Here is an 18,939-nt window from a genome sequence, read left to right as displayed (position 1 = left end):
TCAGAATCCAGGCAGGCCGAGCGACCCACCGCCGAGGCCACCCGCCAGAGGACCGAGCTTCTCCGCTGCGACCGCGGACGCCGACTTCGACGCGTCGGCGATGGCTCCGATGACGAGGTCCTGCAGCGTTTCGACGTCCTCCGGGTCGACGATCTTGGGGTCGATCACCAAGCCGACGAGTTCGCCGGTTCCCTTCACCGTCGCGGTGACGAGCCCGCCGCCCGCCTGACCGGTCACTTCTGCGTCGGCGATCTCCGCCTGGGCCGCCATCAACTGCTGCTGCATCTGCTGGGCCTGCTGCATGATCGAGGCGATGTCTGGCTGCTCACCGGGTTGCACAGTGATGTCCTCTCGGTTCGGGTACGTCACCTACGAGAGTAGTAGCCGAACACGCGGACGTGATCGTCCGCCAGCCCAGCGGCCAGACACGCGGCTCGGATCTCGTCCATCCGACCGGACTCGCCGGTTCCCCACACCGTGACCGAGCTGTCCAGCCTCATCCGCCTCGCGGCGGTGACCAGCGGGTCGAATCCGAGTTCGGTGTGGAAACTCATCACGCTGACACCGTCCACGTCGGGCAGGTCGGCGACATCCTCCGGCCGAGGGGTGTCCACCCACAGCGTGCCGAGCGTTCCTGCGGGCCACGAGCGAAGAACGGCGCGGGCGGCGGGGATGGACGGTTCGTCGACGAACATGTGCACACGTCGACCGTCGCCGAAACGAGGTCCGAATCCAGCGCCTATCGGCGCGATTCGCGTGCGCGTGCCGACCTCGACCGAATCCAGCCACCGCGACATCATCGTGCTCTCGTGCGACGGCGTGTACTCGATGTCGACGATGCCGTGCGCCGCGTCGAACCGTCGGACACGAAAATCCCGCTCGTCGACGCCGGGGAATCGCAACTGTTCGGCTATCGCGTCCTCGTCCCAATCACGCTGGTAGCTCCCGGCCGACAGAAGCGACGTCATTCGCATCGTGCCTGGTCGTGGCCTGCCGATCGCCAACGTGTGCATCGTCGGCACCGCGGCGTCGATGACGCCGTGCGGATACTCCACAGCCCGCTCCCTTCACCCCGACCGTGACTTGAGTAAGGCTAAACTTTGCTCGAAGTTTGCCACACGTCGGCCCCTGTCGACACGTGAACACGCCTTAAGCTGCAGATATGCAAGAGTCTCGACCCAGCCGTCGCCGCGTGACCCTCGAAAAATTGATCGAGACGGGCATCTCGCTGACGTTGCCGAACCTGACGGTCAAGGCATTGGCGGAAGAATTGGGTGTCAGCATCGTCGCCGTGTACAACAACATCGACAGCCTGGATGCACTCAGAACCGCGGTGGCGGAAGAGATCCTCGCTCGATGGGAGTTCCCCATCCCTGACGCGGACGCCACGCTCGAGGAATCGCTGATGGACCTCAGCCTGCGTTTGCGCTCCCTGGTCCACCGTAATCCAGGTATCGCTCGGTATCTCCTCGACATCGGGACGTCGTCGCCGGGCGCGCTGGCGCGGATCGACGAGGTGCAGATGGAATATTCGACGTTGTACGAGCTGACGCCCAAGCAAGCGAACTTCATCGTGACGGTGGTCGCGGAGCACGCGGCGGCGTTGTCGGAAATGGTGCACGTCGAGGGACGTGAGCGGGAGGACGACGCGGCAGTCCTCGCGAGGTCGGACCTGAAGCTGATTCCGCGCACCATCGACGGAAAGAAGCGTGACGACGACTCGAACTACGAGTGGTCGATGCGCGCCCTCATCATGGGCGCATCGGTCGTCATCGACCACCCGCGGTTCTCGACCTACTAGCGGACCTCGCGCTCGAGATTGGCCAAAGTCTGTGCCTGGATCTTCTTCAGACCGAGCGGCGCGAAGGTCTTCTCGAAGAAGCCACCGATGCCACCGGCGCCTTTCCACTCGGTCGTGGTGGTGACCTCGCTGCCAGCTCCCGACGGGGCAACGGTCCAGGTGGTGACCATCGAGGAGTTGGCGTCGCGTTCGACGATGGTGGAGCCGTCGACCGCGACGGTCGCCTTCACGTTGCGCGACCGCTTCGAGGTGGCCTGCAGTGTCCACTGCGCGACGGTGCCGTTGCCCTGACCGCCCTCGACGACGGTGTAGTCGAGGTACTGCTCGGGGAGGATCCGCGGGCGTACCGTCTCGTAGTCGACGAGTGCCGCCAACACCTGCTCGGGTGCCTGAGCGATGGTGATGGAACTGCTGGCGCTTACCTGTGCCACGTGGTGTCTCCTCGGGTCGACGCGAATTGTGAGTCCTGGCGCTCCATCCTGCCCTTCCCGATGACCCGGACGGGAACAGGATGTCAGGGTGTGTGACAGGGTTCACCGGGATTTATTTAGCTGCACAAACGACATGCATGCTGCATACATTTGTCCGTAATGCCTCGTTCGACGACAACATTTACGTGAAATTTCCCAGTCGAGGCCGCATACTCGGTGGCTCCGCGGCACGCCTGGATATAGCGTCTTCATGTGCCATCTGCGATTGCTCTTCCCCGACGTAGGCCCGCCCCGCGAGAAAGCGGATTCGCCGCACATCGTGCCGGCGTGGAACTGCTGCTCGAGAGTTACCGCGCCATCCCCGCTTCCGCAACCGTGCGCCTGGCGAAGAAGACCTCGAACCTCTTCCGCGCCCGCGCGGCATCGACGGCCCCCGGCCTCGACGTATCGGGCCTGACGAGCGTCATCACGGTCAACCCACAGGACCGGACGGCCGACGTCGCCGGAATGTGCACGTACGAGGACCTCGTCGCCGCGACGCTTCCGTACGGTCTGGCACCGTTCGTCGTACCGCAGCTCAAGACCATCACCCTCGGTGGCGCGGTCACCGGCCTCGGCATCGAGAGCACGTCGTTCCGTAACGGGCTGCCTCACGAATCGGTCCTGGAGATCGACATCCTCACCGGCAGCGGGACCGTCGTCACCGCCACTCCCGACGGCGAGAATTCCGACCTGTTCTGGGGTTTCCCCAACTCCTACGGAACGCTCGGATACTCGACCCGCCTGAAGATCCAGCTCGAGCCCGTGCTGCCGTACGTGGAGTTGCGCCACCTCCGTTTCCACGACCTCGACGTCATGCAGGCCACGATGGACGACATCGTGCGGGACCGCTCCTACGAGGGCATCGGAGTGCAGTACCTCGACGGCGTCGTGTTCACGCCGGAGGAAAGTTACCTGACCCTCGGCGTCCAGACTTCCGCTCCCGGTCCGGTCAGCGAGTACCACGCCGGGTCCGAGATCTACTACCGTTCGATACAGCAGAAGACCACAGACCGCCTGACCATCGCCGATTACCTGTGGCGTTGGGACACCGACTGGTTCTGGTGCTCCCGCGCGTTCGGAACTCAGAACCCCAGGATCAGGCGTTTCTGGCCCAAGAAGTACCGCCGGTCCAGCTTCTACTGGAAATTGATCGCGCTCGACCGTAAGTACGACATCGCCGATCGACTCGAAGCCCGCAAGGGAAACCCGCCGCGCGAACGGGTGGTTCAGGACATCGAGGTCCCGATCGAGAACACGGCCTCGTTCCTGCGGTGGTTCCTGAAGGAAATCCCCATCGAGCCACTGTGGTTGTGCCCGTTGCGACTTCGCGAGCCGGCCCCTCCCGGCGCCGACGCTGCGCGCCCGTGGCCCCTCTACCCCCTCGAACCGAAACGAACCTACGTCAACGTCGGCTTCTGGTCCTCGGTCCCCATCGTCCCCGGTGAGCCCGACGGTGCGGCCAACCGCGCCATCGAGAAGAAGGTCACCGATTTCGACGGCCACAAGTCGCTCTACTCCGATGCGTTCTACTCCGAAGCCGAGTTCTCCGAGCTCTACGGCGGCGAGAGGCTCGCAGAACTGAAGAAACGATACGACCCCGATTCCCGATTGCTGGATCTGTATTCGAAGGCGGTGCAAGGAAAATGACAACGTTCAAGGAACCCACGGCGCAGGACGCGCACCGAGCGAACAAGCTCACCATCTCTCAGATCCTCGAGCTTCTGTCCGACGGAAACATCCCACTGCGCTTCACCGCGTACGACGGAAGCGCCGCAGGCCCCGAGGACGCGACCCTCGGCCTCAACCTCAAGAGTCCCCGCGGAACCACCTACCTGGCAACAGCTCCCGGCGACCTCGGAATGGCACGCGCCTACGTCTCCGGTGACCTCGAAGCCGTCGGCGTCCATCCCGGAGACCCGTACGACATCCTCCGCGTCATGGGCGACGAACTGCATTTCCGGCGCCCCGGCGCGCTGACCCTGGCGTCGATCACTCGCTCGCTCGGCTGGGATCTGTTGCGACCCATCGCACCTCCTCCGCAGGAAGTGGTGCCGAGGTGGCGTCGAATCGCCGAAGGCCTTCGCCACTCGAAGACGCGCGACGCCGACTCGATCTCCCACCACTACGACGTGTCGAACACGTTCTACGAGTACGTCCTCGGGCCGTCGATGACGTACACCTGCGCCGCGTACACCTCGGAGGACGATTCGCTCGAGGCCGCGCAGGAGAACAAGTACCGACTCGTGTTCGAGAAGCTCGGCTTGAAGGAAGGCGACCGGCTGCTCGACATCGGGTGCGGCTGGGGCGGAATGGTGCGATACGCCGCACGCCGGGGCGTCAAGACCATCGGCGCGACGCTGTCGAAGGAACAGGCGGCGTGGGCACAGAAGGCCATCGCCGACGAAGGACTGTCCGACCTCGCGGAGGTTCGCTTCTCCGACTACCGCGACATTCCGGAGTCGAACTTCGACGCGGTGTCCTCGATCGGCCTGACCGAACACATCGGCGTGCAGAACTACCCGTCGTACTTCGAGGCCATCAAGTCGAAACTGCGCGTCGGCGGCCGGGTGTTGAACCACTGCATCACCCGCCCGGACAACCGGAGTCACGCCCGCGCCGGATCCTTCATCGACCGGTACGTCTTCCCCGACGGTGAACTGACCGGCTCCGGCCGCATCATCGCCGAAATGCAGGACGTGGGCCTCGAGGTCCGGCACGAGGAGAACCTGCGTGAGCACTACGCGCTGACCCTGAAGGCATGGTGCAAGAACCTGGTGGACAACTGGGATGCCTGTGTCGCCGAAGCCGGCGAGGGAACCGCACGAGTGTGGGGCCTGTACATGGCCGGCTCACGTCTCGGCTTCGAGCGCAATGTCGTTCAGCTGCACCAGGTCCTCGGCGTCAAGCTCGGACCGAAGGGCGCTGCCGACGTACCCCTGCGCCCCTGGTGGGAGGGCTAACCGTGGTAGTGCCTCGGATCGCCCGCGGCGCTGGCCGGCGGTAGGTTGCGCGCCGGAGTCTGCACCAGCGGACTGTCCGGCGCGATCCGCCCGGTTGCCCGGTCCCATCCGGCCCTTGCCCGCGGATGCATGCGGCGCCTGCGCGGAACCAGCGAGAACGCCGCATTCACTCCCCGCCCCACCAACTCGAACAACTTCTCGTCACGGTCGTTCCACGTGTAGCCCAACAGCCGACGCACCGGCTCGTCGTACATTCCTACCGTCATCCACACGGCTCCACGTGCTATCGGCACCCGCATGACCGCCCACACTGCGTCGGGAATCCAGGTCGCACGGGGCGGCTGTTCGATCTTCGACAGATCGAGCACTCCGCGGGTTGCCCTGTTGTCCTCGAGGACCTCGGTGCACATCCGTTTCCAGTAGAGCTGAAAGTCCTCCCACGTTTTCGGCACCGGTTTCATGCTCATGCCGTACAACCGGTACCACTGGATGTGCTCGGTGAAGAGCTGACGCTTCTGGTCCTCGGTGACCCCGCCCATGAAATGCTGGGCCGTCAGGACGGTGCCCATGAAGAACGTCGCGTGCGCCCAGTAGAACGTCTCCGGGTCGAGCGCGTGGTATCGCCTGCCCTGCGAGTCGATGCCCTTGATGTCGGTGTGGTATCCGCGCACCTGCAGCGCAGTCTGTTCCGCCCGGTCGCCGTCGAACACCACGCCGCCGATGGGATAGAGCGATCGGTAGAGCCGCTCCCACCGTTCGTCGAAGAAGGTGGAGTGTTGCTCGACGCCCGCCCCGAGACCCGGGTGCATGTTCTGCATCGACCCGGCCCAGACGCCTTGCAGCAGCCCCCGCCAGTCTCCGAAGTACTTCCAGGTAAGTGAGTCAGGTCCGAGCGGCTCATTCTGACTACGCATGTTGTCAGCTTATGATTGACAACATGCGTAGTCAATCCCTCGCGGACAGGCAGTACCAGCGCTATCACGCCCTGCTCGACGCAGGGATCGAGTTGCTGGGAGACCCGAAAGCTCCGTCGGTCACCGTCCGGGCGGTCTGCCGCACGGCGGGACTCACCGAGCGGTACTTCTACGAGAGCTTCACCGACCGCGACACGTTCATCCGCGCCGTGTACGGCCACGTCGGCGAGCTCGCGCGCGCCGCCATCGCCGGCGCGGTACCCGCCACCAGTCCGGAGGCCCCGGTGCGCGCGTTCGTCGAACTGGTCCTCGATCAACCCAGCGTCGGCCGAGTCCTGCTGCTGGCGCCGATGTCCGAGTCCGCCATCAGCGGCAGCGGCCTCGCGCTCGCACCGACGTTCGTCTCCCTGGTCGAAGCGCAGCTGAAGGGACTCTCCAAGGACGACAGGCATCTGGTTGCCGTGGGTGTCGTCGGCGCGCTCACCGCACTGTTCGTCGGATACCTGGACGGGACCGTCCGCACACCGCGAGAGAAGTTCGTAGCCCATTGCGTCCGACTGGTTTCCGACGCTTCCACCCTCGTGCCATGATCGACGCGACCGCACCACCGACGCACATGCCCCAGGAGTGAAGATGTCCGATCTCGATCAGTCGTTCCAGCAAGCTCAAGTCGACGTCAAGACCCTCACCTCCAAGCCGAGCAACGACGACCTGCTGAGCCTGTATTCGTTGTACAAGCAAGGTTCGAACGGCGACGTCACGGGTAAGCGTCCGGGAAGACTGGACATGGTGAACCGCGCCAAGTACGACGCCTGGGCGAAGCTCGAGGGCACCAGCCAGGATTCGGCGAAGCAGTCCTACGTCGACCTGGTCGGAAAGCTTCTCGGCTGACCCGGCGGGTGCCGCGGTCACCGGCGAGGAAAGGGACCGCGTGCGCGACTACGACGAAGCCGACCTGAAGATCGACAAGCCCAAGACACACGCGGCTGGACCCGTCGCCGTTGCGGTGTCGATGAAACGCGCACTCGGACACATGGGGCCGGTGCGCACCGCCAAGACCCTCCTCGACCTCAATCAGGCCGAGGGCTTCGACTGCATGAGCTGCGCGTGGCCGGACCCTGATCCCGGCCACCGCCACGCGGCAGAGTTCTGCGAGAACGGCGCGAAAGCAGTTGCCGAAGAGGCGACGACGACCCGCGCGACGCCGGAGTTCTTCGCGGCCCACAGTATCGCCGAGCTCGACTCCAAGAGCGAACACTGGCTCGGCCAGCAAGGTCGCATCACCCACCCGATGGTCAAACTTCCCGGCGGACGGTTCTACGAGCCGATCGACTGGGACGACGCGTTCCGACTCATCGGCGAACAACTCAGGTCCCTGAACTCCCCCGACGAGGCGATCTTCTACACCTCGGGCCGCGCGTCGAACGAATCCGCCTTCGTGTACCAGCTTTTCGCCCGTGCGTTCGGCACCAACAACCTGCCCGACTGTTCCAACATGTGCCACGAGTCGACGTCGATCGCTCTGCAGGAGACCATCGGTATCGGCAAGGCCAGCGTCACCCTCCAGGACGTGTACGACGCCGAGCTGATCGTCCTCGCAGGCCAGAACCCCGGCACCAACCATCCACGCATGCTGTCCGCGCTGGAGAAGGCGAAGCAGAACGGCGCCAAGATTCTGTCGATCAACCCGTTGCGCGAAGCCGGACTGGTCAACTTCAAGAATCCACAGACGCCCCGCGGGATGGTCGGGCCGGGAACGGACCTGTCCGACTTCCACCTCCCCATTCGTGTGAACGGTGACCTCGCACTGTTCCAGGCCATCGGGTCGCTGCTCGTCGAGTGGGACTCGATCGACCACGCCTTCGTCGAGCAGTACACCACCGGCTTCGAATCCTGGCGCGACAACGTCACCGCCGTCGACTGGGACGTCGTGACCGCGTCGACGGGCCTGTCCCGACACCAGATCACCGAGGCAGCGCAGATGCTGCGCGACTCGAAGGCCACCGTCTTCTGTTGGGCGATGGGCCTGACGCAGCACCGCAACGCCGTCGCGACCATCAAGGAACTGACCAATCTCGCGTTCGCGCAGGGCAACATCGGAAAGCCCGGCGCCGGATTGCTTCCGGTTCGTGGTCACTCGAACGTCCAGGGCGACCGGACCATGGGAATCTGGGAACGGGTGCCCGATCACTTCCTCGATTCCATCCAGGCCGAGTTCGGCTTCGACCCGCCGCGCGAGCACGGCCTCGACACCGTCGATTCCATCCGAGCCATGCGCGACGGAAAGGCCAGTTTCTTCCTCGGCCTCGGCGGCAACTTCGTTCAGGCGACGCCGGACTCGACGGTGACGCATCTGGCGATGCGACGCATGGCGATGACGGTGCACATCTCCACGAAGATCAACCGCTCGCACCTGGTCACCGGCGACATCGCCCTCGTCCTCCCTACTCTCGGCCGCACCGAGAAGGACGTTCAGGCGACCGGCGAGCAGTGGATTTCGGTCGAGGACTCGACGTGCTCGGTGCACTCGTCGCGCGGGCCGCTGAAGCCGGCGAGCGATCTGCTCAAATCCGAGGTCGCCATCCTGACCGGTATCGCCGAAGCAGCCGTCGGAGACCGCCACGGGATCGACTGGAAGGGCATGCGCGAGAACTACAGCACCATCCGCTCGCACATCTCACGCGTCGTCAACGGGTGCGAGGGCTACGAGGTCAATGTCCGACGGCCCGGCGGTTTCGTGCTTCCGCATCCACCTCGGGATTCACGAACGTTCGAGACAAAGTCGGGTAGAGGCGAATTCACGACGTCGCCGATCGACGTACTGCATGTGCCCGACGGCCACCTGCTGTTGCAGACGTTGCGCAGCCACGATCAGTTCAACACCACGATCTACGGCCTGAGCGATCGGTACCGCGGAATCGAAGGCGGACGACGCGTGGTGTTCGTGCATCGCGAGGACATCGCGGCGCTCGGTTTTCAGGACGGCGACATCGTGGACTTGCTGACGCGGTGGGAGGACGACGACGTCGACCGCTGCGCCGACGGCTTCCGCATCGTCGAGTACGACACTCCGCGCGGCTGCGCGGCGGCGTACTACCCGGAGACCAATCCCCTTGTCCCACTCGATTCGACGGCCACCGACAGCAACTGCCCGACCTCGAAGTCCGTGGTGATCCAGCTCGTTCGCACGGGAACCTCGCACGCATGTGCAAGCGAGGGAACGCAGGATCGCGTCGGATCCGACGAGGCGCACAAGAACCACCCGCAGCCGCGGCATCTCAGCTGACCCCTGTGTGAGTGGAAATGTAGGCCATGGGGCAGGAGCGGAGCCTGCGGGGCGACCAGAAGGCACTACATTTCCACTCACATCAAACCAGGGCGCGCCCCGCGCGAATTCTGGACCGCACGTCCCACAGCAGCACGTTGAAGGGCATTTCCCGGACCACCTGAGGCGTCACTCGGTTGATCACGGCGAGGGTGCCCATGAGCCGATCGAACCGCTTCTGCTTGATCGGGTCCCACGGCAGTTCCATTTCGTCCCTGAACCGTTCGGGGAGAAACCCGGTGGTCACGAACCGCATGAACGGGCCGATGAAAGGATGCAGCACTCGGGGTTTGACGAACGTCGCCGACGCGATTCCGTGGAGATACCGACGGATGGTCGGGTCGATGTGCACGTCGGCCAGCGCTGCGTCCCAGTACTTCTCGAACGTGATGCGGTCCGCGGGCCACATGTCGCGCGGCATCTGCAACGTCGATCCGAGAACGTGGCATCTCTGGTACATCTCGTCGAGGAACTCCGGGTCGGGTTCGCCGTAGAGCGCGTAGTAGACGTCCTCGAAGCCTCGGTACAGGCATGCTGCTACCCACAGCTGCAGGTTCGGGTCGAAGGCGTTGTACTTCACGGGACTGTCCGCCGTGGACTTGACTGCCGCGTGAGATCTGTTGGTCGCCTTACGGTACGCAGCCTTGACGTCGTCGTCGCCCATGCCCGCAACGGCGAGATAGGACAGCGTGGTCCGGGTCCGCTTCACCGGATGTCGGTTGATCTGGCCGCTTTCGACGCGACTCTCGAACACTCCGTACCCGACCGCCGGATGCCCCAGTTGCATGATGACGTTGGCGCCACCGGCGAGCAGGCCGACCCCGGTCATCGATTTGCGGAGCAGTTCGTTGTCGACTGTCATGGCGAATCCTTCTGATCGGATATCTGCATACGTGCGTGTGCAGATTACGCTAGGCGCGCTGCACGATCGGTGTCAAGATGTGTTCATGGCCGAATCACCGCGCACCTACGGCGGAGTCGACGGCTCGGCCAGGGTCGCCGAACGTCGCCGAGCCCTCGTCGACGCGGGCCTCGACCTGCTCGGAACGACCGAACCGGAACTGACCGTGCGCGGCGTCTGCCGCAGAGCAGGCGTCGCCTCGCGCTACTTCTACGAGAGCTTCGGCGACAAGAACGACCTGATGGAAGCGGTGTACGACCACGTGATCGGCGAAATCACGACGACGACCCTGGCAGCCGTCGGCACCGCACCCGACACCGAACACGGCCGTGTCCACGCCGCGGTACACACGATCGTGCGTCTGATCGCCGAGGACCCACGCCGAGGCCGGCTGCTCTTCTCGGCCACCCTGAGCAACGATGTTCTCGCCGCCAAACGATCAGAATCGACGCGAATGTTCGCCGGACTGCTCGCCTCGCAGGCCAGCGAGTTCTACGCCACCGACACCATCGAACGCCTCGACCTCACGACCCACTTCGTCGTCGGCGGCTTCGCCCAGGTCTTGACCTCATGGCTGGGCGGCGAACTGATTCTCGACGAGGATGCCGTGGTCGACTGGTGCACGGACCTACTCCTCGCCGCCGCCCCTACCGGGTCCCGCCCCGGCCATTCCGCAGGCTCCACTCCTGCCCACTCTGGTCATTCCGCAGGCTCCACTCCTGCTCACCCTGGTCATTCCGCAGGCTCCACTCCTGCCTGACCAGGCGTCACGGAAGACCGAGGTGCGCGACCAGGCGCTCCGCCCCGTCGGCGAACTGCCTGCGCATAAGCTCGCCGACGGTGTCGAAGTCGCATCGCGAGAAGGCCGCGATCAGAGCGTCGTGACTGCGGACCGATTGCTCGCCCCACGACGGATCCGAGGCGTAGAGCCTGGCCGGGGTATAACGGATTGCCCCGAAGAGGAACCACGCCAATTTCTTGCCGCCCGCCACCCGGTTGATGAAGCGGTGGAACTCGAATTCGCAGGTTTCGACGGCCTGGGCGTCGGCGCGCGCCACGGCGTCCCGCAGCCGGGCGTTGAGGCCGACGAGCCCTTCGATCTGCACGTCGGTGATGACTCGTGCTGCTCGTCTGGCGAGCTTGCTGGCGATGGTGCCTTGCAGCCAGAAGATGTCGTCGATGTCCTCGCGGCTGAGTTCGCCGACGCGGTAGCCGCGATTGGGCACTTGCTCGACGAGTCCCTCACCGCGCAGCGTCACGAGCGCTTCGCGGACAGGAGTAGCACTGACGCCGAGATCTGCTGCGGTGTCGTCGATGCGCACGAACGTGCCCGGCCCGAGCACTCCCGACATGATCTGCGCTCGCAGGCGCGCCGCAACCTCTTCCGACAGTTGCGGCCGCCGTCGCAGTACCGAAGCAGTCACAGCCCGTATGTCTTGCCGATGATGTCACGCTGAATTTCGTTGGTACCGCCGTAGATCGACGAGACGAGCGTGGTGCGGACGTGCTTCTCCATGTCGAATTCGGTGGCGTAGCCGTAGCCGCCCATCATCTGCATGCCTTCGAGTGCGACCTTCTTGGCGGTTTCGGTCAGCTTCAGTTTCGCCATCGACGCTTCCCGCGGGAACAGCTTCGTCGGGTTCTCGTCGACGAGCCGGGCGACGTGGTACACCAGTAGCCGACCGCATTCGATCTCGGTCGCAAGGTCTGCCACGCGGTGACGCAGTGCTTGGAAGGTGCCGACGGGACGACCGAATTGCTTGCGTTGCGTGATGAATTCGAGGGTGTCGTCGAATGCGCGCTGCGCCGTCCCGAGCATCATCGCCGCCAAGATGAGGCGTTCGATGTTCAGGCCCGTCATCAGCTGCGCCCATCCTTGCCCTTCGACTCCGACCACCGAATCCTCGGGGAGCAGGCAATCGGTGAAATAGAGGTCGTTGACCTCCTTGCCACCCATCGTGCCGATTCCCACGATGTTGAGGCCGTCGATGTCGGCGGGCACATCGAACATCGTCAATCCCTCGTGCTTCCCTTCCCCGCGCTCCTGTCGGGTCGCTCCACCGGCTACGCTCCTGCCGGTTCGCGCAACCAACAGAATGCGATCCGCGAAGTGCGCGTTGGAGCACCAGGTCTTCTGGCCGTTGATGAGCCAGCCACCCTCGGTCTTCTCGGCCTTGCAACTGAGGTTGCCGACGTCGGAGCCTGCTTCCGGTTCGGACATCGAGATCGAATAACTCTTTCCCTCGACGATGCCGCCGAGCACCGTTTCCTTCTGCGACGCGGTGCCGAACTTCTCGTAGGCGGCGCCGGTGATCAGCGTCGGGCCGATGCCGCCGATCGGGGCCATGCCCTTGGCTGCTTGTTCGAGCAGAATGCACATGTCGACGACGCTGCCGTCGGCTCCGCCGTACTCCTCGGGAATCGTCGCGCCCAGCCATCCGAGTTCGGCCATCTTGTCGTACAGGCCTTGGTTGTGGGTGTGCTGTCCGTGCTCGGTCAACGCGTCGCGCTGCTCTCGAGTACCGGCTTCGCGAGCGCAGAACGCTGCGACCGCCGCGGCGAAGGATGCTTGTTCCTGGGTGAAGTCCGTACTCATGAAGTGCTCCAGACGGTAGAGGGCCGGGATCTTGGCCGCCCCGGGCCGTCTTCGACGGTGGGGGTTGTTATCGACCGGACGCGGCGCATAGTGTGAGCTCCACAACAGTAAATCACATCAAATATATGTGATGCGATTTCGACAACGCGGAGGACAACCATGACGGACCAGGTCGTAGAGACGAAAGCCCGTACGTTCGACAGCCTCGACCCACGCACCGGTGACGTACTCGCTACCTATCCGATTGCCGGGGACGCCGAGGTGTCGGCCGCAGTCGATCGCGCACGGTCCGCCGCCAGGTGGTGGGACGTCCAGGGGTTCACCGGCCGCAAACGGTGGCTGCTCGAATTCAAGAGCGCCATCGCTCGTGACGCGAAATCTCTCGCCGACGTCATCGCCTCCGAGAGCGGCAAGCCCGACGAGGACGCGCTGCTCGAGGTCATGCTGGGCGTCGAACACATCGACTGGGCCGCCAGAAACGCCGAGAAGATCCTGAAACAACGCAAGGTGTCCTCCGGCTTGATCAGCCCCAACCAGCAGGCCTACGTCGGGTACCGGCCGTTCGGCGTCGTCGGCGTCATCGGGCCGTGGAACTACCCGCTCTACACCCCGATGGGATCCATCGCGTACTCGCTCGCTGCCGGCAACACCGTGGTGTTCAAGCCCAGCGAACTGACTCCGGGCGTCGGGGTCTGGCTGGCACAGAAGTGGGAGTCCATCGCTGCTGCTCATCCGGTGTTCCAGACGATCACCGGCGACGGCTCGACCGGAACTGCGCTGTGCACCGCCGGTGTGGACAAGATCGCGTTCACCGGGTCCACCGCGACCGCCAAGAAGGTCATGGCGACATGCGCCCAGTCCCTCACTCCGTTGGTCGCCGAGTGCGGAGGAAAGGACGCCATGCTCGTCGACGCCGACGCGAATCTCGATGCGGCAGTGGAATTCGCGACCTTCGGCGCCATGGGCAACGCCGGCCAGACGTGCGCGGGCGTCGAGCGCATCTACGTCGCCGCACCGGTCTACGACGAGTTCTTGCGGAAGTTCGCCGCGTCGGCGAAGGCCCTGAAACCCGGCGGCGCGGGCACGTCCTCGTACGGCCCGATGACATTGGGCAAGCAGAGCGGCATCGTCCGATCCCAGATCGAGGACGCTCTCGCCAAGGGTGGCAGAGCCGTTCTGGGAGGCCTGGATTCGCTGCACGGCCCGTACATCGACCCGGTGATTCTCACCGACGTACCCGAGAACTCCACAGCGATCACCGAGGAGACGTTCGGCCCCACCGTCGTCGTGAACAAGGTTCGCGATCTCGACGAGGGCATCGAACGCGCCAACGCATCGTCCTACGGCCTCGGTGCATCGGTGTTCACCAAGGACAACGCAGCCGGACGACGCGCGGCGGAGAAGCTCGACTGTGGCGTCGTCACCGTCAACTCCGTCCTGGGCTTCGCCGGCATTCCAGCGCTGCCGTTCGGCGGAACCGGGGACTCCGGCTTCGGCCGCATCCACGGCGCCGACGGTCTCCGCGAGTTCAGTACCGTCAAATCCCTTGCCGTGCAGAAGTTCGCCGCGCCACTCAATCTACTGACGATGCGAAGAAAAGCGCGCGATCTCAAGATCTCCGCACTGGTGCTCAAGCTTCGCCACGGCAGAGGCTGACGCCATGACGACGACGCAGGAACTCACTCCGAAACGCGGCCGCTACGGCTGGCTGAAGCGGATCGAGGAACTCGACCCCGTTGCGGACTGCCACACCATTCACCGCATCACTGCCGGATACGAGTTCCCGTGGGACTACCAACGCGCCCTCGAATTCGCTCTGTTCCGAACCTATTGCGTTCCCACCATCTCCGAGTTGCTGGAGAAGACCGGCGAGTTCCGTGACCGGCCGCAACGGCGTTACGACGACACTGCGCTGCTGATGGGCGAGATGGTCGAGCACGGTTACGATTCCGAGCGCGGCCGCGAAGCGCTACGCATGGTCAACCGGATGCATTCGCAGTACGCCATCTCGAACGACGACATGCTCTACGTGCTGACGACCTTCATCTACGAACCGATCGAGTGGATCGACACCTTCGGGTGGCGCAGACTGCATCCCTCGGAGCGCCTGGCGACGTTCCACTTCTACCGCCAGGTCGGAATTCGCATGGGCATCAAGGACATTCCAGAGTCCTACACCGAGCTCGCCCGGTTCAAACTGGACTACGAGGACCGCACGTTCCGGTACACCGAGGACAACCACAAAGTCGGCACGTACACGCTCGACCTGTTCTGCTCCTGGTTCCCGACGCCTCTGCGCCCCGCCGTCGCGCAGGGCGTGTTCGCTCTTCTCGACGAGAAGATGGCCCACGCGTTCGGCTTCCCCGCAGGCTCCCCCACTGTTCGACGCCTTGCTGTGGCGGGCCTACGAACGAAGGCGCGGGCCGAGAGATTTCTCCCGACCCGCAAGTCCTCGCGCAGTACCACCGACCCGCACAACAAGACGTATCCGGGGTATCCGAACAACTACCGGCCGAGCGATCTCGGTGCGCTCGGTTGTCCGTACCCAGGTGCGTCAGGACAGAGCGCTGTCCGCCCACGCGTCGAGAGCGCCGCGAAACTCTGACGACTGGGGCAGCGGGGCGTAGATGTCCAGGCCGGTCGCCGGCAGCGGGCCGAGTTCGCTCAGCATGTGCGACGAGTTGACGAAGCGCGAGTACTGCAGGTCGCGTCCGGCGAGTGCGTCGGCGACGCGGTCGGTCTGTCCGCAAGAGACGTTGAGGTCTTTCTCCGAGCAGGTCAGCAGCACGTCGGTGTCGGCGGGAAGTGCGGCTGCGAGAACGGCGGGGTCCAGCGCGTCTGCTTCGGAGAAGAACTTCGCGCCCGAGTCGCTGAGTCCTACGGACGCCAGGATTTCGTCGTCGGGGTATGGAACCGGGCGTCCGTTGCGGATGGCGTCGATGGTCTCGTCGACTCGGCCTCGCTCGGCGTCGGCTTCTTCCGGTGTCATTTCACCCGAGGCGACGACGTTGTCCAGGACGCGGTCGAGCTGAGCGTGGAGCAGGTCGAGGTAGCGGATGGCCAACGGTGCCAGCAGTCCGAGGTTGCCGATCTCGACGCCGCGGTCCGCAAGGGCCAGTGCAGTCAGCCCGCCTTCACTGTGTCCGAGCACGGAGAACTTCTCGCCGCTGATGCCGGTGGCGTCGGAGAGCGCTGCGGCCGCAGCTTCGGCTGTGTCGATCTGCTGCGTGAATCCGAGCGGAACGGACGTGTCGATTCCCTCGGTGCCGGTGCGGCCCGTTCCGATCTTGTCGAAACGCAGCGTCGTGATGCCCTTGGCTGCGAGGGCGTCGGCGAGGTAGGCGATGGTGTTCGGGGTGATGTTGCCTTCGGGCGAATTGCCGTTGCGATCGATCGGTCCGCTGCCCGGCAGGAGGAGCGCAGCGCCGCGTACCTCACCGATCGCGGGCCTTAGGCTGCCGTAGTAGGTGACACCGTCGGACACGAATTCGAGCTCGCTGTCGACGGACGCGTCCGGGGACCACGGGGTGTTGATGGGAGCGGCGTGAGCGGTGGCCGCCCCCGCCAGCATCAACACGGAGGCGGACAGACCTGCTACGAGCTTTCGAGTCGACGACATGTGACGCATGCTAACAACTTTGCTTGACCAAAGCATTACCTGTGCAGGCGGTATCGTTCTCGAGTGGGCTGCCTGCGGTGATGCCGCAGTTCGGACGATTCGAAGTGGAGGCCAGTGATGGCGGGTGGACTTGTTGCCCTGTTGGACGATGTGGCCGCACTCGCGCGCCTGGCCGCGGCCTCCATCGACGATGTGGGAGCGGCAACCGGACGTGCGACGGCCAAGGCTGCGGGTGTCGTGATCGACGACGCCGCGGTGACGCCTCAGTACGTCCGCGGCCTCGCTGCCGAGCGTGAGCTTCCGATCATCAAACGCATCGCGATTGGTTCGCTGCGCAACAAACTGCTGATCATTCTTCCGATCGCGTTGCTGCTGAGCCAATTCCTGCCGTGGCTGCTGACACCGATTCTGATGCTGGGTGGTTGCTACCTCGCCTACGAAGCTGCGCACAAGATCTGGGGCGCCGTCTTCGGCCACGGTGACCACCACGACGAGGCCGCCGACAAGCCGAAGGACGAGGACTCCGTCGTTTCCGGCGCCGTCCGCACCGACCTCATTCTCTCCGCCGAGATCATGGTCATCGCGCTCGACACGATTGCTGCCGAAGGCTTCTGGAGCAGGCTGATCATCCTCGCCGTCGTGGCCGTCGTCATCACGGTGATCGTCTACGGCGTCGTCGGTTTGATCGTGAAGATGGACGACATCGGGTTGCGCCTGGCGGACAAGTCGACGGGATTCACCTCGAAGTTCGGCCGTGGGCTCGTCAAGGCGATGCCGAAGGTCATGTCGTTTCTCGGCATCGTCGGCACCGCGGCGATGCTGTGGGTCGGTGGCCACATCCTCCTCGTCGGCATCGACGAGCTCGGCTTCCATCCCCTCTACGAACTCGTCCACCACGGCGAGGAAGCGGTGCACGACATCGCCGGGATCGGACCGATCCTCGCGTGGATCGTCAACACCCTCGCGTCGGCGTTGCTCGGCCTGATCGTCGGCGTCGTCGTCGTACTCGCACAGTTGGGCGTGAAGTCCGCGCTGGCGCGGCGCAAGAACTGAGCTTCAGTTCAGAAGAACCGAGGTCATGACCGCGGTCACCCGCGTGACCGTGGTGTCGGACCGATCGAACCGCACGGCGCGGCCGACGTCGAAGACGATTCCGAGTGCGGCGTGCACCAGGAATCGTGACGTCACCACCGACAGCTCGGGCCGCGCATCACGCAGAAGCCGGGCCCACTGTTCGATGTTCTGCCGCTGTACGTTCCGAAGTCCGGACCGTTGGTCGGCCGGGAGATTGCCGATCTCCGCGAAGTAGACGGCCACGAGCTCGCTCTGACGGAACGTCAGCTCGGTGTAGAGCCGGCACAGTGTCGCGATAGCGGCCTCCGGTTCCGTCGATACCGCAAGCGCCTCGTCCAGTGTCGCGATCAGTCTTTCGTTCGCGCGGTGGAATGCCGCGGCCAACAGGTCGGCCTTGCTCGAGAAATGACGGTAGACGCTCGACGCATTGATGCCGGCTGCTGCGCCGATGTCCTCGATGCTGACGTCGTGATAACCGCGCTGATAGAACAGTTGCATCGATTCCCGCAGCAGCACTTCGCGTTTGGAATCTCCTCCGTCGCCGCCTCGGCGCTCCGCACCCGACTCGTCCGTCGAGAGCTTCGGTAGATCCGTCCTCAGTACCGACCACGCGGCCTGGAGGACGGTGACCTCGATCTGCTTGGCGGACAGTGCGGTTCGGTGCGCAGTCATGCTCGCCACCACACTGATCGCACCGGTGGCCAGCAGCGCGGCGTCGGCTTCCGTCAACGCCGGACGTACCCGACGAAGCGGCTCGGCCACGCGCCCGTGCAGGGTGTACAGCTTGTCCCGCAGCGACGTCTTGTCCTCGCCGATCAGGTACCGACCCTCCCAGCGATACAGACCACCGGTCCGGCGGTTGTCGATGGTCGTACGGATGATCGCGGTGATCATGGCCTCGACACGCGCTTCCGGATCGTCCTCGGTGACCACCGCGGGATCCGTCGCGGCCAGCAGTTGATCCGCCAGACGCATGACGGTGTGCACGAACAGTGCGTACTTCGTCGGGAAATGACGATAGAGCGCCGGGCCGGAGATGCCGACCGTCGCAGCGATGTCGTCGATGCCGACCGGATGGTAGCCACGTTCGCTGAACGCTTCGGCCGCAGCCGTGAGAATCTGCGCCTTCCGATTTCGAGGACGACGACGTTTCACCGTCACTTCCGCTTCCGTCACCACACCTCCATCCGTCACCGCGCCACCGCACATGAAGCTGCTCGAGAGCAGCAGAAACCATGATAGCGCGTGACCGTCGCCGGCCCGTCGGTTCAGGAAT

At 64.5% G+C, this 18,939-nt stretch carries 19 protein-coding genes; 10 read left to right on the top strand and 9 right to left on the bottom strand.

Annotated features, from left to right (window positions below; genetic code table 11):
* A complete protein-coding gene (locus CH292_RS16575; RefSeq protein WP_026347394.1) occupies window positions 1-339 on the bottom strand; it encodes a YbaB/EbfC family nucleoid-associated protein in 339 nt (112 codons plus the stop codon).
* Window positions 340-365: 26 nt separating this feature from the next.
* Window positions 366-1,055 carry a siderophore-interacting protein gene (locus tag CH292_RS16570; protein ID WP_019662912.1) on the bottom strand — a complete coding sequence of 230 codons (690 nt, stop codon included), beginning with the start codon at window positions 1,053-1,055 and terminating at the stop codon, window positions 366-368.
* Between the two features lie 107 nt (window positions 1,056-1,162).
* Between CH292_RS16570 and CH292_RS16565 the strand changes: the two genes are divergently transcribed.
* Complete coding sequence (locus CH292_RS16565; protein WP_256978169.1) at window positions 1,163-1,801, top strand: TetR/AcrR family transcriptional regulator; 639 nt, start codon at window positions 1,163-1,165, stop codon at window positions 1,799-1,801.
* Here the strand turns inward: CH292_RS16565 and CH292_RS16560 are convergent.
* The gene (locus tag CH292_RS16560; protein WP_019662910.1) at window positions 1,798-2,232 is read right to left on the bottom strand and encodes an SRPBCC family protein; all 435 of its coding nucleotides are present in this window, start codon (window positions 2,230-2,232) and stop codon (window positions 1,798-1,800) included. The genes CH292_RS16565 and CH292_RS16560 overlap by 4 nt on opposite strands.
* Before the next feature lie 264 nt (window positions 2,233-2,496).
* Between CH292_RS16560 and CH292_RS16555 the strand changes: the two genes are divergently transcribed.
* Window positions 2,497-3,921, top strand: a complete 1,425-nt coding sequence (locus CH292_RS16555) for an FAD-binding oxidoreductase (RefSeq protein WP_230621072.1) — start codon at window positions 2,497-2,499, stop codon at window positions 3,919-3,921.
* Window positions 3,918-5,234 (top strand): class I SAM-dependent methyltransferase, encoded by a 1,317-nt coding sequence (locus CH292_RS16550; RefSeq protein WP_020111013.1) that lies wholly within the window; start codon window positions 3,918-3,920, stop codon window positions 5,232-5,234. The genes CH292_RS16555 and CH292_RS16550 overlap by 4 nt, the downstream gene beginning before the upstream one ends.
* Here CH292_RS16550 and CH292_RS16545 read toward each other — a convergent pair.
* Window positions 5,231-6,148 carry an oxygenase MpaB family protein gene (locus CH292_RS16545; RefSeq protein WP_026347393.1) on the bottom strand — a complete coding sequence of 306 codons (918 nt, stop codon included), beginning with the start codon at window positions 6,146-6,148 and terminating at the stop codon, window positions 5,231-5,233. The genes CH292_RS16550 and CH292_RS16545 overlap by 4 nt on opposite strands.
* 11 nt (window positions 6,149-6,159) lie before the next feature.
* Here CH292_RS16545 and CH292_RS16540 point away from each other — a divergent pair, with 11 nt between their 5' ends.
* From CH292_RS16540 to CH292_RS16530, 3 genes are read left to right on the top strand one after another with little or no spacing between them, the layout of a single operon-like run.
* A complete protein-coding gene (locus tag CH292_RS16540) occupies window positions 6,160-6,738 on the top strand; it encodes a TetR/AcrR family transcriptional regulator (protein WP_094655265.1) in 579 nt (192 codons plus the stop codon).
* Between the two features lie 43 nt (window positions 6,739-6,781).
* A complete protein-coding gene (locus tag CH292_RS16535) occupies window positions 6,782-7,039 on the top strand; it encodes an acyl-CoA-binding protein (protein WP_026347392.1) in 258 nt (85 codons plus the stop codon).
* Window positions 7,040-7,079: 40 nt separating this feature from the next.
* Entirely contained in the window at window positions 7,080-9,434 is a 2,355-nt protein-coding gene (locus CH292_RS16530; protein WP_094655264.1) for an FdhF/YdeP family oxidoreductase, read from the top strand.
* 82 nt (window positions 9,435-9,516) lie between these two features.
* Here the strand turns inward: CH292_RS16530 and CH292_RS16525 are convergent, their stop codons facing one another.
* Window positions 9,517-10,335 carry an oxygenase MpaB family protein gene (locus CH292_RS16525; protein WP_094627881.1) on the bottom strand — a complete coding sequence of 273 codons (819 nt, stop codon included), beginning with the start codon at window positions 10,333-10,335 and terminating at the stop codon, window positions 9,517-9,519.
* 85 nt (window positions 10,336-10,420) lie between these two features.
* Between CH292_RS16525 and CH292_RS16520 the strand changes: the two genes are divergently transcribed.
* A complete protein-coding gene (locus CH292_RS16520; protein WP_094655263.1) occupies window positions 10,421-11,134 on the top strand; it encodes a TetR/AcrR family transcriptional regulator in 714 nt (237 codons plus the stop codon).
* A 7-nt stretch (window positions 11,135-11,141) separates the two neighbouring features.
* Here CH292_RS16520 and CH292_RS16515 read toward each other — a convergent pair whose 3' ends face one another.
* Entirely contained in the window at window positions 11,142-11,798 is a 657-nt protein-coding gene (locus CH292_RS16515; RefSeq protein WP_019662901.1) for a GntR family transcriptional regulator, read from the bottom strand.
* Complete coding sequence (locus tag CH292_RS16510) at window positions 11,795-12,970, bottom strand: acyl-CoA dehydrogenase family protein (protein WP_026347391.1); 1,176 nt, start codon at window positions 12,968-12,970, stop codon at window positions 11,795-11,797. Before CH292_RS16510 ends, CH292_RS16515 begins: the two co-directional genes overlap by 4 nt.
* Before the next feature lie 159 nt (window positions 12,971-13,129).
* Between CH292_RS16510 and CH292_RS16505 the strand changes: the two genes are divergently transcribed.
* Window positions 13,130-14,626, top strand: a complete 1,497-nt coding sequence (locus tag CH292_RS16505) for an aldehyde dehydrogenase family protein (protein WP_019662899.1) — start codon at window positions 13,130-13,132, stop codon at window positions 14,624-14,626.
* A gap of 4 nt (window positions 14,627-14,630) precedes the next feature.
* Window positions 14,631-15,575, top strand: a complete 945-nt coding sequence (locus tag CH292_RS16500; RefSeq protein ID WP_020111016.1) for an oxygenase MpaB family protein — start codon at window positions 14,631-14,633, stop codon at window positions 15,573-15,575.
* Here CH292_RS16500 and CH292_RS16495 read toward each other — a convergent pair.
* A complete protein-coding gene (locus tag CH292_RS16495; protein ID WP_052083222.1) occupies window positions 15,525-16,589 on the bottom strand; it encodes an alpha/beta fold hydrolase in 1,065 nt (354 codons plus the stop codon). The two genes, CH292_RS16500 and CH292_RS16495, sit on opposite strands and share 51 nt — an antisense overlap.
* Before the next feature lie 117 nt (window positions 16,590-16,706).
* Here CH292_RS16495 and CH292_RS16490 point away from each other — a divergent pair, with 117 nt between their 5' ends.
* Entirely contained in the window at window positions 16,707-17,642 is a 936-nt protein-coding gene (locus CH292_RS16490; protein WP_094655262.1) for a DUF808 domain-containing protein, read from the top strand.
* 3 nt (window positions 17,643-17,645) lie between these two features.
* On the opposite strand, the gene CH292_RS16485 is transcribed toward CH292_RS16490, so the two are convergent.
* On the bottom strand, window positions 17,646-18,872 hold the full coding sequence (locus tag CH292_RS16485) for a TetR/AcrR family transcriptional regulator (protein WP_020111019.1): 1,227 nt from the start codon (window positions 18,870-18,872) through the stop codon (window positions 17,646-17,648).
* Between the last annotated feature and the right edge of the window lie 67 nt (window positions 18,873-18,939).

The organism is Rhodococcus sp. 14-2470-1a (assembly GCF_002259425.1).
GTDB lineage: Bacteria > Actinomycetota > Actinomycetes > Mycobacteriales > Mycobacteriaceae > Rhodococcoides > Rhodococcoides fascians_E.
This window is presented reverse-complemented; position numbering and strand designations above follow the sequence as displayed.

Coding starts and splice junctions, on each gene's coding strand:
- CH292_RS16565 (WP_256978169.1), top strand. CDS start 1,163: ATGCAAGAGTCTCGACCCAGCCGTCGCCGCGTGACCCTCGAAAAATTG.
- CH292_RS16550 (WP_020111013.1), top strand. CDS start 3,918: ATGACAACGTTCAAGGAACCCACGGCGCAGGACGCGCACCGAGCGAAC.
- CH292_RS16545 (WP_026347393.1), bottom strand. CDS start 6,148: ATGCGTAGTCAGAATGAGCCGCTCGGACCTGACTCACTTACCTGGAAG.
- CH292_RS16540 (WP_094655265.1), top strand. CDS start 6,160: ATGATTGACAACATGCGTAGTCAATCCCTCGCGGACAGGCAGTACCAG.
- CH292_RS16535 (WP_026347392.1), top strand. CDS start 6,782: ATGTCCGATCTCGATCAGTCGTTCCAGCAAGCTCAAGTCGACGTCAAG.
- CH292_RS16525 (WP_094627881.1), bottom strand. CDS start 10,335: ATGACAGTCGACAACGAACTGCTCCGCAAATCGATGACCGGGGTCGGC.
- CH292_RS16520 (WP_094655263.1), top strand. CDS start 10,421: ATGGCCGAATCACCGCGCACCTACGGCGGAGTCGACGGCTCGGCCAGG.
- CH292_RS16510 (WP_026347391.1), bottom strand. CDS start 12,970: ATGAGTACGGACTTCACCCAGGAACAAGCATCCTTCGCCGCGGCGGTC.
- CH292_RS16505 (WP_019662899.1), top strand. CDS start 13,130: ATGACGGACCAGGTCGTAGAGACGAAAGCCCGTACGTTCGACAGCCTC.
- CH292_RS16500 (WP_020111016.1), top strand. CDS start 14,631: ATGACGACGACGCAGGAACTCACTCCGAAACGCGGCCGCTACGGCTGG.
- CH292_RS16495 (WP_052083222.1), bottom strand. CDS start 16,589: ATGTCGTCGACTCGAAAGCTCGTAGCAGGTCTGTCCGCCTCCGTGTTG.
- CH292_RS16490 (WP_094655262.1), top strand. CDS start 16,707: ATGGCGGGTGGACTTGTTGCCCTGTTGGACGATGTGGCCGCACTCGCG.
- CH292_RS16485 (WP_020111019.1), bottom strand. CDS start 18,872: ATGTGCGGTGGCGCGGTGACGGATGGAGGTGTGGTGACGGAAGCGGAA.